The 13,770-nt window shown below is 45.1% G+C and carries 11 protein-coding genes; 8 read left to right on the top strand and 3 right to left on the bottom strand.

All coding sequences use genetic code 11. The features are described 5' to 3' along the window. Positions 1 to 2 precede the first annotated feature (2 nt). The 3 genes from QEP07_RS13325 to QEP07_RS13335 all read left to right on the top strand — a co-directional run bounded on the left by QEP07_RS13325 (position 3) and on the right by QEP07_RS13335 (position 4,068). The gene (locus QEP07_RS13325) at positions 3 to 1,622 is read left to right on the top strand and encodes a DUF5689 domain-containing protein (protein ID WP_256001874.1); all 1,620 of its coding nucleotides are present in this window, start codon (positions 3 to 5) and stop codon (positions 1,620 to 1,622) included. Between the two features lie 6 nt (positions 1,623 to 1,628). Further along, positions 1,629 to 3,041, top strand: a complete 1,413-nt coding sequence (locus QEP07_RS13330) for a calcineurin-like phosphoesterase C-terminal domain-containing protein (RefSeq protein ID WP_285010657.1) — start codon at positions 1,629 to 1,631, stop codon at positions 3,039 to 3,041. Between the two features lie 64 nt (positions 3,042 to 3,105). Next, positions 3,106 to 4,068 carry an acetyl-CoA carboxylase carboxyltransferase subunit alpha gene (locus tag QEP07_RS13335; RefSeq protein WP_256001872.1) on the top strand — a complete coding sequence of 321 codons (963 nt, stop codon included), beginning with the start codon at positions 3,106 to 3,108 and terminating at the stop codon, positions 4,066 to 4,068. Between the two features lie 70 nt (positions 4,069 to 4,138). Here QEP07_RS13335 and QEP07_RS13340 read toward each other — a convergent pair whose 3' ends face one another. Beyond that, complete coding sequence (locus QEP07_RS13340; protein ID WP_285010658.1) at positions 4,139 to 7,168, bottom strand: glycosyltransferase family 117 protein; 3,030 nt, start codon at positions 7,166 to 7,168, stop codon at positions 4,139 to 4,141. Between the two features lie 184 nt (positions 7,169 to 7,352). Between QEP07_RS13340 and QEP07_RS13345 the strand changes: the two genes are divergently transcribed. The 5 genes from QEP07_RS13345 (at position 7,353) to QEP07_RS13365 (ending at position 11,672) form a co-directional block, all read left to right on the top strand. Then, entirely contained in the window at positions 7,353 to 8,060 is a 708-nt protein-coding gene (locus QEP07_RS13345) for a response regulator transcription factor (RefSeq protein ID WP_256001870.1), read from the top strand. Beyond that, positions 8,044 to 9,414 carry a HAMP domain-containing sensor histidine kinase gene (locus QEP07_RS13350; protein WP_285010659.1) on the top strand — a complete coding sequence of 457 codons (1,371 nt, stop codon included), beginning with the start codon at positions 8,044 to 8,046 and terminating at the stop codon, positions 9,412 to 9,414. Before QEP07_RS13345 ends, QEP07_RS13350 begins: the two co-directional genes overlap by 17 nt. 211 nt (positions 9,415 to 9,625) lie before the next feature. Continuing rightward, positions 9,626 to 10,156, top strand: a complete 531-nt coding sequence (locus QEP07_RS13355; RefSeq protein ID WP_285010660.1) for a hypothetical protein — start codon at positions 9,626 to 9,628, stop codon at positions 10,154 to 10,156. A gap of 32 nt (positions 10,157 to 10,188) precedes the next feature. Next, complete coding sequence (locus tag QEP07_RS13360; protein ID WP_285010661.1) at positions 10,189 to 11,118, top strand: bestrophin family protein; 930 nt, start codon at positions 10,189 to 10,191, stop codon at positions 11,116 to 11,118. 143 nt (positions 11,119 to 11,261) lie between these two features. After that, the gene (locus QEP07_RS13365; RefSeq protein WP_285010662.1) at positions 11,262 to 11,672 is read left to right on the top strand and encodes a BrxA/BrxB family bacilliredoxin; all 411 of its coding nucleotides are present in this window, start codon (positions 11,262 to 11,264) and stop codon (positions 11,670 to 11,672) included. An 80-nt stretch (positions 11,673 to 11,752) separates the two neighbouring features. Here QEP07_RS13365 and QEP07_RS13370 read toward each other — a convergent pair whose 3' ends face one another. Both QEP07_RS13370 and QEP07_RS13375 read right to left on the bottom strand, forming a co-directional pair. Then, entirely contained in the window at positions 11,753 to 13,075 is a 1,323-nt protein-coding gene (locus QEP07_RS13370; RefSeq protein WP_285010663.1) for a PQQ-dependent sugar dehydrogenase, read from the bottom strand. Next, positions 13,072 to 13,731: an arylesterase gene (locus QEP07_RS13375; protein ID WP_285010664.1), complete on the bottom strand. Its 660-nt coding sequence runs from the start codon at positions 13,729 to 13,731 to the stop codon at positions 13,072 to 13,074. Before QEP07_RS13375 ends, QEP07_RS13370 begins: the two co-directional genes overlap by 4 nt. Positions 13,732 to 13,770 lie beyond the last annotated feature (39 nt).

Genomic DNA, 13,770 nt, shown 5'->3' on the forward strand with positions numbered 1-13,770 from the left:
CGATGAACACAAAGAATATTAGTTATCTTGTATTATTCATTTGCATCTTGGGATGTACCGGCTGTAAATACAACGATGGTTATGATGGAGGTATGGTTAGTTCCTATATTTCTAATTTCGATTTGAGAAAGGTGTACAAGGGCAGCGACGTTACGCTTACTACAGCGAACCTGCTTGGTGCAACCAGCATCCGGGGCGTGGTCGTTTCAGACCATTCCGGGAATAATATGCCTGCAGGTCTACTTGCGGTTCAAAATACACGTCCGGTGGGGGCAATCGACTCTCTGCGGGGCATTTCAATAGCTTTGGGACCTGATGCCGCCACCTACGTGCCGGGCGACTCAGTACATGTCCGGATTGAGGGTGGCGTTTTAACCCGCAAAGATGGCATTTTGCAAATAACTGGGTTGCCGGCAAGTAATGTCAATAAAGTTGCCAGCGACCGATTCATCCCGGTAAACCGCGTGCCGAGTAGCGCTATCCTGGCGCGTCCTAACGATTATGAAAGCACGCTGGTAGCCATTGTAAAGGCTGGGTTTGATCCCATTGCAGGCGAGGGAGATACCTATAGCGGGGATAAAACGATCAACGATGGCTTCGATAACTTTACGTTATATACAGCCCCTACGGCTACGTTTGCTAACCGAAATGGGCTTAATTTTAATGCGAATTATTACGGCATTGTATTTAATACGGTCGATGCTAACGGAAAATTGAAACCACAGCATCGCATCCGTACATTGAATGATATACAACCGTTGAGCTCTACGCCGGATATCGCAGCGATCATTATCTCGGGTTTCATGGCTGACCTTGAAGGGGGCGATGGCAATTATGAATATATGCAGTTCCTGGCCACCCGCGACATCAACTTTTCTGTTACGCCTTATTCGGTTGTCGTCACCAACAACGCGGGTGCAAGTAACCCTGGTGGTTTTCCATCTTTGGGATGGGCGACAGGTAGTCTGGCCACCAGCGGCAACGCAAGGACGTATAAATTCAACCTGACCTCCGGCACAGTAGCCAAAGGTCAGTATTTTTATGTGGGTGGTTCGGCTAAATTGATTAATGGTCCGAATTCAACGAGCATTTCTTCTGCAAAATGGATCCGGTCGTTTAACTACAGCACAACGAACGGTGACGGTTTCGGACTTAAAACTTCGGGTTTGTTTGCCAATAGTGGTAACGCTTCCGGTTTTGCTGTGTTTGAAGGGACGGATGTTGATGTAAATAAGGCGCCGATTGACGTGGTGTTCATCGGTGCAGGCGGCAGTCTGTTTAATGGTTCAACGGTAGGTTACCGTATTGCGAATACGGACTTTTACGACAAAATCGATCCAATCACACTTAAGCCCCAGCCGTTCTACCGAAGCGGAGGAAATACACTTAGTTTTAATTATACGCTTCCGGCCGACCAAGGCTTTTGGAATATGCTTGGCGGTGTTTACAATGAAACACTGGGCAAATGGGTAAAGGCCAGAACGCAAAATAACATTGATCTGTCAAAAACATCCACATTACGCGATATTGAAGGAAACTGGCTCCGGCAGTCGCTCGACAACGATGGTAATGTTGTACGTACCGACACGATTGCCCCAACTAAATTAAAATCACAACTATAGCATAGCATGAACAGAAGATCTTTTCTACAGAGCGCAGGCTTTATTGCGGGCAGCGCTTTCATCAGCCTCAAAACCAATGCTTTTTCGAAGCTGGAGCGGGCGAAAACAATCCGCGGCAGGGTGCTTGACGGCAAGCGCGGAGTTGCTAATGTGGTCATATCAGACGGTTTTTCAGTGGTACTTACCGATGCAAAGGGAAGTTACTCCATTACACCGCATGAGAAGGCAACCAATATTTTTATGAGCACTCCCTCCGGGTATGAATTTAAAACCAATGCTAACATTGCGAGGCATTATGAGAAGCTGGGAAGCAGAAACGAGTATGATTTTACATTAAACAAGCTCAGGAGGAATGATAATAAACATCATTTTATCATTTGGGCTGATCCTCAGGTACGGACAAAAGATGATGTACAGCAAATGATGGAAACATCAGTCCCAGATACCATTGCACAGATCAAGGCGCTGGGGCCGGGTGCGCTTGTCCACGGTATCAGCGTGGGTGATATCGCCTGGGATTTCCTGGAATTTTTTGAAGATTATAATAAGGCGGTCGCGTTGATGGGTATACCGTTTTTTCAGGCTCTGGGAAATCACGATATGAACTACCGGGAGGGTGGCGACGATACCTCCGACCGGACTTTCAAAGAATTTTTCGGGCCTACGTATTATTCATTCAACCGCGGTAAGGCGCATTATGTTGTACTCGACGATGTCCGCTACCTGGGTGAGGAGCGTAAATATGATGGTTACATCACCGAGGCTCAGTTGGAATGGCTTGCCAAGGACCTGCAGCACGTTAAAAAAGACCAGCTGCTAATCGTTAACCTGCATATCCCTGCACACAACAGCGTAAAGAACAACGATGCGCTTTATAAAGTGCTTGAAGGCTTCACCAATGTGCATGTGATGTCTGGTCACACCCATTACAATGTGAACAATATCACAGGCGGCATTTATGAACATAATCATGGAGCTGTTTGCGGCGCCTGGTGGTCGGGTAACATATGTTCAGACGGCACACCCAGAGGTTATGGAGTGTATGAGGTAAACGGAACTGAATTGTCCTGGTTTTACAAATCAACCGGTTTGCCAAAAGAACATCAGATGGCCCTGTACATCGACACGCTTACCAATCAGAAGCGATTGCTGGCCAATGTGTGGAACTGGGATCCTGAGTGGGAAGTTAGTTATGAGATTGATGGCAAAAAAATGGGCGCTTTAGCGCGGCAGGACGGAACAGATCCTGAGGCACTAAGGTTACATAATTTAGGCAAACCTGCCAAGGGACGGGCCTTTACGAAACCGACCCAGACAGGCCATCTTTTTATGGCTCATTTTGCGCCTGGGGTTAAATCTGTAAAGGTGATTGCGAAGGATCGCTTTGGCAACATATATACAAAAGAGCAGACCGTTTGATTGAGGCGTTAGAAGAGGCATCTTTATTCTTTTAAAAAAAAATGCCTATTTTTACTGCCCGCTTATGGAACAGATAAAAACATCATTCGATTTTGAAAAACCTTTGGCCGAACTGGTCCAGCAGATTGATAAAATCAAACAAGTTGCAGAAAAGACAAAGGTAGATATGTCAGCGACCCTTTCTGAGCTCGAAGCTAAGGCTGAGGAGACCAGAAAGGGTTTGTATACCAACCTCACCGGCTGGCAAAAAGTTCAGATGTCACGACATCCTGAAAGACCACAGACGCTTGATTACATTAACCTCATTTGTCAGGATTTCATTGAACTTCATGGCGACAGAACGGTAAAAGATGACAAGGCAATTGTTGGGGGTTTTGCCACGATTGACGGACAGACCGTCATGATCATCGGCCACCAAAAAGGAAAAAACACCAAGGAGCGCCAATACAGAAACTTCGGTATGGCCAATCCGGAAGGATATCGTAAAGCCTTGCGTTTAATGCGGCTGGCTGAGAAGTTTAATAAGCCGGTTATCTCGTTTATCGATACTATGGGCGCCTACCCAGGCTTGGAAGCTGAAGAGCGTGGACAAGGGGAAGCCATTGCCCGTAATCTTTTAGAGATGTCGGTTTTAAAAGTACCGGTAATCTGCTTTGTAGTAGGTGAGGGCGCGTCGGGAGGAGCTCTAGGCATTGGTATTGGTGATAAGGTGTATATGCTCGAACATACCTGGTATTCGGTGATCTCACCAGAGTCATGTTCATCCATCCTATGGAGAAGTTGGGACTACAAAGAAAAAGCCGCAGAGTGTCTTAAGTTAACCTCTGACGATATGTATAGCAACGGATTGATTGATGGGATTATCAGAGAGCCGCTGGGCGGTGCGCATCAAAACCCGGAGCAAATGGCGGAAACGATGAAGGCACAGATAATAAGCGATTTAAAGGAGCTTAAAGAAATGGACAAAGATCAAATGATTGCGGCCAGGATTGATAAATTCTGCGCAATGGGAGTGGTTGTAGAATAAAAGGTATCGTAGAATAAAAAGGGGCGGTGGTCAATATGAACACCGCCCCTTTTATGTTTCGTTGGTTTTGTTACTGTCGTCCGAAGTATACAGATAAGCGGCCTTCCAATCCAGCAAATATATCGTTTATAGATTTCGCTAGCTGGGGCTGATTGTTTGACGCTGCGGTTTCTGACATCTGGTTTAAGAAAGACATTCCTAACTGAATGTTCTGAGTGCCTATCAGCTTATTCTTACTCTGGCATACATCGGCAAGATAGGTTAACTCTTTCTGAATGTATCGGGAAGCGCGTTCCATAATATCATTGGCGCGTTTGGTTTCGCCGAGCGTATAAAGATGCTCTGCCATAAAATATGCACCCATAGTTGAACGCAGGCCGTAAAACTTTTCTGGCATCACTTCAAAATATTTCGCTGCTACTTTTTTTGCGTCCTCCGTCCGGCCTTGTTTTAATAAGCCCGAGATTGTGTTGTTAAAAATATTGGTGAAGATTGAGATGTCGTCGGCCGACTGGGGGTCGAGATACTTTGCATTTTTCACGTTGCCCCAGACGAATTTGTTCATTACGTTATTGTAAAGTGCCGGCGTGTTCACAAGCTCGGTCCTCGAATCTGAAGCTGTATCGACTTTCAAAGGCCTCAAGCGCAGAGCCAGCCCTTCATTATAAAGGTAATTATCGAGCCCCAGGTATTGCTCAGAAGGTACTGTGCTCGCGAAATAAACGGGACGCTTCCAGTCGTTGTGCGCTAGTACGTCAAGTAGAGCCAAGGTGCCTTTTGTTACATAGTTCTTATTGAATGTCCAGCTCATTTCCGAGACGATATTTGCTGAGTCGGCGGCGTTTACTACCCCGTTTTTGATGACATCATTTTTATTTATGGTAATCTTAAGGTTCTTTGTTGGTAAGAAGTTGACCTTTTTGCCGTCCTGTAAAGGCATTTTGTCATCATCATCGTCCGAAAGCAGCAGGTCTACTACGTTTTTTAGTTCAACGGCGCCGGCGATCTTATAGTCCTGATAGTACATTACATCTCTTACGCCCTGCACGTATTGCGGTTCTTTCATTGACAATGGCAATGGATCCGACTCGTTTTGTCGCCTTTGCATTCCGTTAATATACCAATCCGTGTCAAACAAGCTCAGATTCACCAGACGGATGTCAGGTCTGATGTTTTCTACTTCTTGCGCATACCAAAGCGGATATGTGTCATTATCTCCATAAGTAAACAAAATCGCGTTCGGGGCACACGATTCGAGGTAATCCACAGCGATGTCGTGCGCTACCATTTTGGTCGACCTGTCATGGTCGTCCCAGCCTTGAGCAGCCATAACTACCGGCGCAGCAAATAAAGCGAGTACAGTTGCCGCGATGCCGGCGCTTGCCGGATTTAGTTTTTTGCTAAACCATTCCTTGATGCCTAACACACCAAGACCTATCCATATTGCAAAAGCGTAAAATGATCCGGCGTATGCATAATCACGCTCTCGTGGTTCGAGTGGTTTTTGGTTAAGATATAATACAATGGCTATTCCCGTAAAGAAGAATAATAATGCTACAATGCCTGCATCTGTTTGTTTCCGTTTGAAGTGCCACACAGCACCGATGAGGCCGACGATGAGGGGAAGGAAAAAGAAACGGTTATATGCATTGCTTTCCGCAATAGATGGCGGAAGATTTTTCTGGCTGCCAAGCAACATGGCGTCTATAGGTTTTATACCGCTTAACCATTGGCCTTCATATACGCTACCTTGTCCCTGGTCGTCATTTTGGCGCCCAACAAAGTTCCACATAAAATAACGCATATACATATGCCCCAACTGATAACTGAAGAAAAACTTTATGTTGTCGATCAACGTGGGGAACTTCGTGTCATCCAGTCCGAGCATGTCTTTGTAATACCCGACGTGATTAGGGTCATCGCTGTACATCCGAGGGAAAGGAGTGGTTCTATCGTATACATAGTCCATTTTTCTGCCAGTTTGTACATACTGGTCCTCGCCTTTACGATAAAGTTTCTTTCCTTCTTTGTATTCGACAGGCTGAGAGTTGTAGTTTGGGCCAAAAAGTAACGGGCGGTCGCCATACTGCTCCCTGTTCAGGTAACCAAGAAAGGAGAAAGCATTGTCAGGGTCACTGTTATTCAGGTTCGGGTCGGCCTTGGCCCGTATAATGATCATTGCGAATGACCCATATCCAAATATGATGAGCACCACCGATAGCAGAGCGAGATTAAGAACTTTTTTCTGATGCTTTATTGAATAACGGATTCCCCAAACGAGGCCGCTAATCAGAAGAACAGCAAAGAATATAACCCCACTACCAAAACCCATACCGAGTGTGTTCACGAAGAAAAGGTCAAAATAAGCTCCAAAGGAAACCAGATACTGGATAATCCCGTATTGAATCACAGCAAGAATAAGCACTCCCACGAAAGCGGTCTTAACAATCCCGGAGGTAGTTGCCTTTTCAGTTTTCTTGAAGTAATATACGAAAGCAAGTGCAGGTATGGTCAGTAAGTTTAACAGGTGAATACCGATGGAGAGGCCCATGATATATGCGATAAAGAGTAACCATCGGTCGGCCCTTGGTTCATGAGCCACGGCCTCCCATTTCAGGATGGCCCAGAACACAATTGCTGTGAATAAGGAAGAAAGTGCGTAGACCTCAGATTCGACTGCAGAAAACCAGAAACTGTCAGAATAGGTGTATGCCAAGGCACCGACGACCCCTGAGCCTATTATGCCGATCAGGTTTGACTTGCTGATTTCCTCGCCTGGCTTTATCAACACTTTCTTTGCAAGCGCGGTGATGGTCCAAAACAGGAAAAGTATGGTCGCGCCGCTGGCTACGGCCGAACCAAGGTTCATAAAATAAGCGACCTTTGTCACATCGCCCATAGCAAGCAGCGAGAAAAAGCGCTGTATCATCAGGAATAGTGGCGCGCCTGGCTGGTGCACCACCTGCATCTTTAATGCTGAAGCAATAAATTCACCGCAATCCCAAAAGCTTACAGAGGGCTCCAGTGTTAATATATAGGTTAAAGTGGCAATTGCGAAGCAGAGCCAGCCCGCTATGTTATTAATCTTCGAATAGTTCATTTTTGTTATTAGTCGTTTGTGTTACTAAGCATTAACAGCAGCCGAAAATAAAGAATAAGATTTGAAATCGAAGCATGGGCAAGTCAGTTTAACATATTTCCGGCTAGCATCGTTTCGTCATGTGAAAGTAAAGTGTATTTCGATGTACCGGTTTTAGCTCCACAAATTCTATTTTCAGCGTAGTATGGTTGGAAGCAAAGTGCTACTTATTGAAGATACTCAGGAACTGGTGTCGGTAATATTGAGAGGAATTGAGGGTGAGGGAGTGGAAATGAGCGTCGCTGCTGACGGCGACACCGGGCTGGCGATGGTTCTCAAGCATCATTTTGATCTGGTGATTCTGGATATTATGTTGCCGGGCATTAATGGAATTCAGTTGTGCCGGGAGATCAGGAAAAGAAACAGCAGTATTGCAATACTTATGCTTACCGCCCTTGGGAGCACGGAAAACATTGTCACAGGTTTGGATAGCGGAGCTGACGACTACATGGTAAAGCCCTTCAAGCTGGTGGAGCTAATAGCCAGGATGCGAACATTGATTCGTCGAAGCAGGTATAATCATATTTCGTCAGATACCATTACCCTTGGAGGTATAGAGGTCAATACCGTGTCTAAGACAGCATTGCGCGACGGTCAGCAAATCAGTTTAACCGCTACGGAATATCGCCTGCTGGAATACCTGTTGAAGAATCAAAACAAGGTACTTTCCAGAATTCAGATATTGGAGAATGTCTGGGACATTGATTTTAACATGGGTACGAACGTGGTAGACGTATATATCAACTACCTCCGCAAGAAGATTGACAACAGTCCGGTTGGTAAAATCATTCACACGGTTTTTGGTATGGGGTATATTGTAAAGCTAGAAATGCCCAATGAAAATCCAAACTAAGATCACACTTCTGTTTTTTTGTATCGGCACGGCTGGCTTACTGGTATTCCATTATGCTATTTTTTATTTCGTCTCAGACTTCAATTTTGAGGATTTTTATAAACGTTTGGATACCCGATCCAAACTTACAGCTGAAGTAAGCATTCATCCTGATGAACGCTCTGCGGATTATGCAGAGATGCGGGCACGTTACCTTGAAAAGATGGAAGATGAGAAAAATTATGTTTTCAAAATTGATTCTTTAGAAAATCCGGACTTCAAAAACTCTATAGGTCTTCCTCCCTATTTTTACAAAAATATAGTTGAAAATGGTACAGCGCGGTTTAGCCGTGATAATATGTTTTACTATGGGCGATTGTTTAACAAGAATTCAAGCCGTTACATTGTTGTGGTATCCGCTTCTGATCCGTCAGGATTTCATGAGCTGGAAGTTCTGCGCAGAGCATTGATCGTTCTCTTTGGTGTTTCGGTGCTGCTTACATATGTGGCAGGTAAGATCTTTTCTCACTATATGGTGCGGCCGCTGACCGCGGTTATCAGGAACGTAAAGAATATTTCAGCAAATAACCTGCACCTCAGACTTAATGAGCTGGATGGAAAAGACGAGATGTCTGAACTTGTGCTGACGTTTAATAATATGCTTAACCGCCTCGAAACGGCATTTGCTACGCAAAATAACTTTGTCAGCAATGCATCACATGAACTGAAAACGCCAATCGCTATAATCACGGCGGAACTGGAATTGATGCTTTCAAGGCAGAATCTTGATCATGATACGCGTGTATCTGCGAATCGCGCACTTGCTCATGCAGAAAAGCTCGGGCACATTATCACCAGCTTACTCGGTCTTGCGCAGACGGGTTTTGACGGAAAAAAGCAAAACTGGCAAAAAATTCGCATTGACGAGCTCGTGCTTACTGTTGCAGACTCCGTGAAGAAAATTGTACCTGACAGTGTAATCCATATAGATTTTTCTCTATTGCCGGGAGAAGAAGAAAAGCTCTGCACGGAGGGCAATGTTAACCTGCTACAACTAGCCGTCAGCAACATCGTGATTAACGCTTGTAAATATTCCAATAATCAACCTGTTGAAATCAGGATCATTGCTGAAAACGAGCGGATCGCTATTGCGGTAACCGACAAAGGAATTGGCATACCCCTTAAGGAGCAGCAGTACATTTTTGAACCTTTTTTTCGGGCATCAAATACCGGACACTTTCAAGGGCATGGAATCGGCCTTCCGCTAACACTGAATATTATACGTCTTCATAACGGATCTATTGGTATTCGTTCGGAAGAGGAAGTTGGCACGGAAATGCAGATTATTCTGCCCGTTTGTCGATCCTTCTGCTAAGCCTGAGAACGTTTTCTAATGAAATTCTAATATTTATTAAAAATTTAGGGAAATTCTGCGGTTTTATTCCTTGAAGCTATGAGATCCCTGGTGTTCCTAGGTATTGTGGTCCTTTTTCTAACGGAATTTTAATTTTTGTCTTAGTTTGTCCTAATAGCAGTGAGGTAATATTGTGTACAAGCATTTAAAGTTACACTTAAAATTACCGACTATGAAAACAATCCTAATTCCAACCGATTTTAGCACTGATTCTCTTCGACATGTTCCTGATCTTTGTTCAGGTAGGCAAGACGAAACAGTAGCAGTCTTGTTTGTGCACCTTTTTCGGTTATCTGATTCCATTAGCGAACTGCTGTTGCTCTCACGAAGATCACGGGAGTACGAGTACATAAGTGATGAGTTTTATACTGCCTGTGAAAAACTAAGAAAGCAAGTCCCTAACCTGGTTGATTTACGCATTGAGTTCTTTTACGGCAGTACGATAAGTGTGTTCAAAAATTTTATCGAGGCTAATGGCATTACGAATGTCCTACATCCTGATTTATGGGTTTGTGGCAAATTGAATAAATTCAGTGTGGAACCTGGGCAGCTTGTTACGCGTTGCGGCCTTCCTTTGCTGCGTACAGCAAAGCAGGTTGAGCGCTCGAATAAGGCGCTTATAGATAGCGATGAATATACATCGCTATCGGGCTTGGCCGACCTACCGGAGAAATCAGCTGTTTATGAAGAGCAAATAGCCTAAGCATTAAACACTCACAATAAAATTGCCTACTTATGCTATTAAAAAAGAATATCCCGATTCAATATATCTTAGGGAAGGTCAAGAAAGAAGTTATTGGCGTGACCATCTATGTTGCGCTCATCACCTTTTTTTATGAGAACTTCCACATGACGCGCATATCAATTCCTATTGCCGTTCCAACAATTCTAGGTACCGTCATATCGCTGCTACTAGCCTTTAAATCCAATCAGGCATACGACCGATGGTGGGAAGCACGTACTATTTGGGGTGGCATTGTTAATGACAGCCGGACACTTGTGCGGCAATTACTCACTTTTGTGGATGGTGTTGGTGATCAACAAGACGAAAAAGCCTTCTGTGAGCGGCTGGCAAAACGGCAGGTAGCTTGGTGCTGCGCATTAAGCCGTCATCTCCGAGGACAGGATTCTCTACCTGGCTTGGAGCGCTTAGTCTCAAACGACGACATACAGTCATTAAAGCGTTATACAAACGTTCCGGTTGGCCTTCTGGAGTTGCAGGGAAGCGATATACGCCATGCATTAAAGCTGGGGTGGATAAACAGTTATCAGCAGGTACATATCGATAAGACACTCACAGCATTTTCTAATCAGATGGGGGGATGCGAAAGGATCAAGAATACGGTATTTCCTGTAACATATAGTATGTATATTCATTTCTCTCTCATACTCTTTGTAATGCTTTTGCCCTTTGGTCTAATTGAATTTTTTGGATTTGCCACGCTACCGCTTGTTATTGCCATTGCTTCTTCTTTCTTCCTTATCGAAAAAATGGCTATCCATCTGCAGGATCCGTTTGAAAACAAACCAACAGATACGCCAACAACGACCATATGTCAGACAATAGAGCGCGACTTGAAGCAAATGCTTAAGGAAAGCTATCGTCAGGATGAGAAATTGTCGGGCACGATGCATAAAACAGCGAAAATGTATTACATACTCTAGGCTAAATTCTGGGGAATGGCAACACTGATGGTGCGCCACAACTTCTGCCTGTCCGTAATCAGAAGGTCAAAACTGGCGTGACCTCCGTTGCCTGTTTTGATGCTATCCTGCCTTGCAGTATCTTTGCCATAAAAACTGAAGATATGTATCCTGAATATTTAGTAGAACCCATGCGTGCAGAACTTACAAATGTAGGTTTTGAGGAATTGAAGACACCAGAGCAGGTAGATCAGGCAATAACTACCCCCGGTACCGTATTTGTAGTAGTCAACTCTGTATGCGGTTGCGCAGCCGCAAATGCACGGCCCGCTGCCAAGGTAGCTGCGGCGAATGCCAAACACCCCGATCGTTTGGTAACTGTATTTGCGGGAATGGAAAAAGATGCAGTAGATCGTGCCAGAGGTTATATGGTTCCCTTTCCGCCGTCATCGCCCTCAATGGCGTTGTTTAAAGATGGAAAGCTAGTCCATATGATTGAACGTCATCAGATTGAAGGCCGTCCCGCGCAGATGATTGCCGATAGCCTTATCGGAGCTTTTGAACAGTACTGCTAGTAGACAGGCTATGATAATTTTGAGTCCTCCTTTTCGAAAAAAGGAGGACTTTTTAGGTTCCAGCACCTAGAAGTCAGTGATTAGCGTGATGCTACCCGCCAAATAGTGCTGCTCACATCGTCAGCAACGAGCAAAGAACCATCCTTCATCATGGCGATGCCCACAGGACGGCCATAAACATCACCCCCCTGAGCGTCCGCAATAAAGCCTGTTAAAAAATCCTCCATAGGGCCTAGCGGCCTGCCATTTTTGAATGGAACGAACGTAACTTTGTATCCAGATAATTCCGATCGGTTCCAAGAGCCATGCTGCCCTATAAAGGCGCCATCGCGATATCTGGAGGGAAACTTGTTTCCTTTATAAAAATGAAGGCCAAGTGACGCGGTATGCGATCCAACCGCAAGATCCGGTACCAGGCTCTTAGCCACCATCTCAGGATGCCGGCCTTTCCATCTTGGATCTTCATGTTTGCCAAAATAAGCGTAGGGCCAACCATAAAACCCTCCTCTCTTTACACTTGTGATGTAATCCGGTACCAGGTCATCGCCAAGGCCGTCCCGTTCATTCACTGCGGTCCATAGTGTTGATGTTCCTGGTGCCCAATCCATACCTACCGGATTTCTTAGTCCGCCTGCATAAATTACCTCGCCTGTGCCGTCCGGATTAACCTCTAATATTACCGCGCGTCGCTTCTCGTGCTCCATCCCGTTTTCACCTACATTGCTGCCCGAACCGACGGAAATATAGATTTTACTGTTGTTGGAATTGGCAACAATATTACGCGTCCAGTGATTGTTATATCCACCGGCAGGAAGCCCAAGAACTTTCGTTCCTTTAGTATTGATATGCGTATCGCCCTGTTTATACGGATAACGATATAGGCCATCTGTATTGGCCACATAGAAAAAATTGTCTATAATAAGCATCCCGTAGGGTTGATTTAAGCCTGTAATGAAATTTGTTTTCAACTCCGGAATGCCGTCCTGGTTAGTGTCCCTCAGCAAAACAATGGTGTTTGCACTTTCTCCGGCAACCTCTGCTTTTGCTTTACCACTTATTGCATTGGCTACCTTTTCTTTTACCGACCTTTCTGAGTTGGATAAAGCAACGAATACATCGCCGTTTGAAGCAACATAAATGTTTCTCGGGCTTTTCAGACCGGTAGCAAAAGCGCTTACCCTGAAGCCCGCAGGCGCCGCGGGTGTTTTGTCGGATGGCCAGCCTATTACTTTGCTGAACTTAGTTTTAGAAGCCGTGGTGTCAGGTTTAGGAAGTGACAAGTTCGAAGTCAACGTCCCCGCAGTATCAGAAGCGGCACTGTCACCCTGTTGTTCTTTGCCCTTTTCAGTATTGCAAGCGACCATGAGCAAAGTCGCCGCACTAAAAACCATTATTTTATTCATAACACATTTTTAAGTTCTTTCCATACGTTTTCCGCCAGTATCTTTTGGCCTTCAGCGGTAGGATGGATACCATCCTGTTGGTTTAAGCGCGCAACGCCTCCCACGCCTTCAAGAAGGAAAGGGACATAGGTCATATTGTTTTTTGCGGCGATATCATTGAACATCTTTCTAAATTCGGACGTGTATTTTTCGCCCATGTTCGGTGGCATTTGCATTCCCAGCATAACCAGCTTAACCTGCGGATACTTTTCTTTCACCTTATTTATTATAGCCTGTAGATTTGCTGCCGTTTCCCTGACGGGGATGCCGCGCAGACCGTCGTTCGCACCAAGTTCCAGCACGAAGACGCTTATCGGTTGCTTAAGCAGCCAATCGATCCGGCTTTTGCCTGCGGCCGATGTTTCTCCGCTCAAACCACCATTGATCACTTTGTATTTCAGATCAACGGAATCGATTTTCCGCTGTATCAGGGCCGGGTAGGCCTGCTTTGGATCTTCCAGCCCATATCCAGCGGTCAGACTAGTGCCGAAAAAGAGAACATTCTGTACTCCCGACGGCACTTCGGTGGCTATCACGGCCGCTTCGGATGGCCGTGCCTGGGATTGTCCATCCTCGGCGTTTTGTTTTTGCTCATTGCCACAACTGCTTAATGTCATAGTTATTGCTGCTATTATGAAAACTTGTTTCCGTAACAT

It is taken from the genome of Pedobacter faecalis (assembly GCF_030182585.1).
Taxonomy (GTDB): domain Bacteria; phylum Bacteroidota; class Bacteroidia; order Sphingobacteriales; family Sphingobacteriaceae; genus Pedobacter; species Pedobacter faecalis.

Excerpts from the sequence above, each read along its gene's own strand:
- QEP07_RS13325 (WP_256001874.1), top strand. The coding sequence starts at position 3 with ATGAACACAAAGAATATTAGTTATCTTGTATTATTCATTTGCATCTTG.
- QEP07_RS13330 (WP_285010657.1), top strand. The coding sequence starts at position 1,629 with ATGAACAGAAGATCTTTTCTACAGAGCGCAGGCTTTATTGCGGGCAGC.
- QEP07_RS13335 (WP_256001872.1), top strand. The coding sequence starts at position 3,106 with ATGGAACAGATAAAAACATCATTCGATTTTGAAAAACCTTTGGCCGAA.
- QEP07_RS13340 (WP_285010658.1), bottom strand. The coding sequence starts at position 7,168 with ATGAACTATTCGAAGATTAATAACATAGCGGGCTGGCTCTGCTTCGCA.
- QEP07_RS13345 (WP_256001870.1), top strand. The coding sequence starts at position 7,353 with ATGGTTGGAAGCAAAGTGCTACTTATTGAAGATACTCAGGAACTGGTG.
- QEP07_RS13350 (WP_285010659.1), top strand. The coding sequence starts at position 8,044 with ATGAAAATCCAAACTAAGATCACACTTCTGTTTTTTTGTATCGGCACG.
- QEP07_RS13355 (WP_285010660.1), top strand. The coding sequence starts at position 9,626 with ATGAAAACAATCCTAATTCCAACCGATTTTAGCACTGATTCTCTTCGA.
- QEP07_RS13360 (WP_285010661.1), top strand. The coding sequence starts at position 10,189 with ATGCTATTAAAAAAGAATATCCCGATTCAATATATCTTAGGGAAGGTC.
- QEP07_RS13365 (WP_285010662.1), top strand. The coding sequence starts at position 11,262 with ATGTATCCTGAATATTTAGTAGAACCCATGCGTGCAGAACTTACAAAT.
- QEP07_RS13370 (WP_285010663.1), bottom strand. The coding sequence starts at position 13,075 with ATGAATAAAATAATGGTTTTTAGTGCGGCGACTTTGCTCATGGTCGCT.
- QEP07_RS13375 (WP_285010664.1), bottom strand. The coding sequence starts at position 13,731 with ATGACATTAAGCAGTTGTGGCAATGAGCAAAAACAAAACGCCGAGGAT.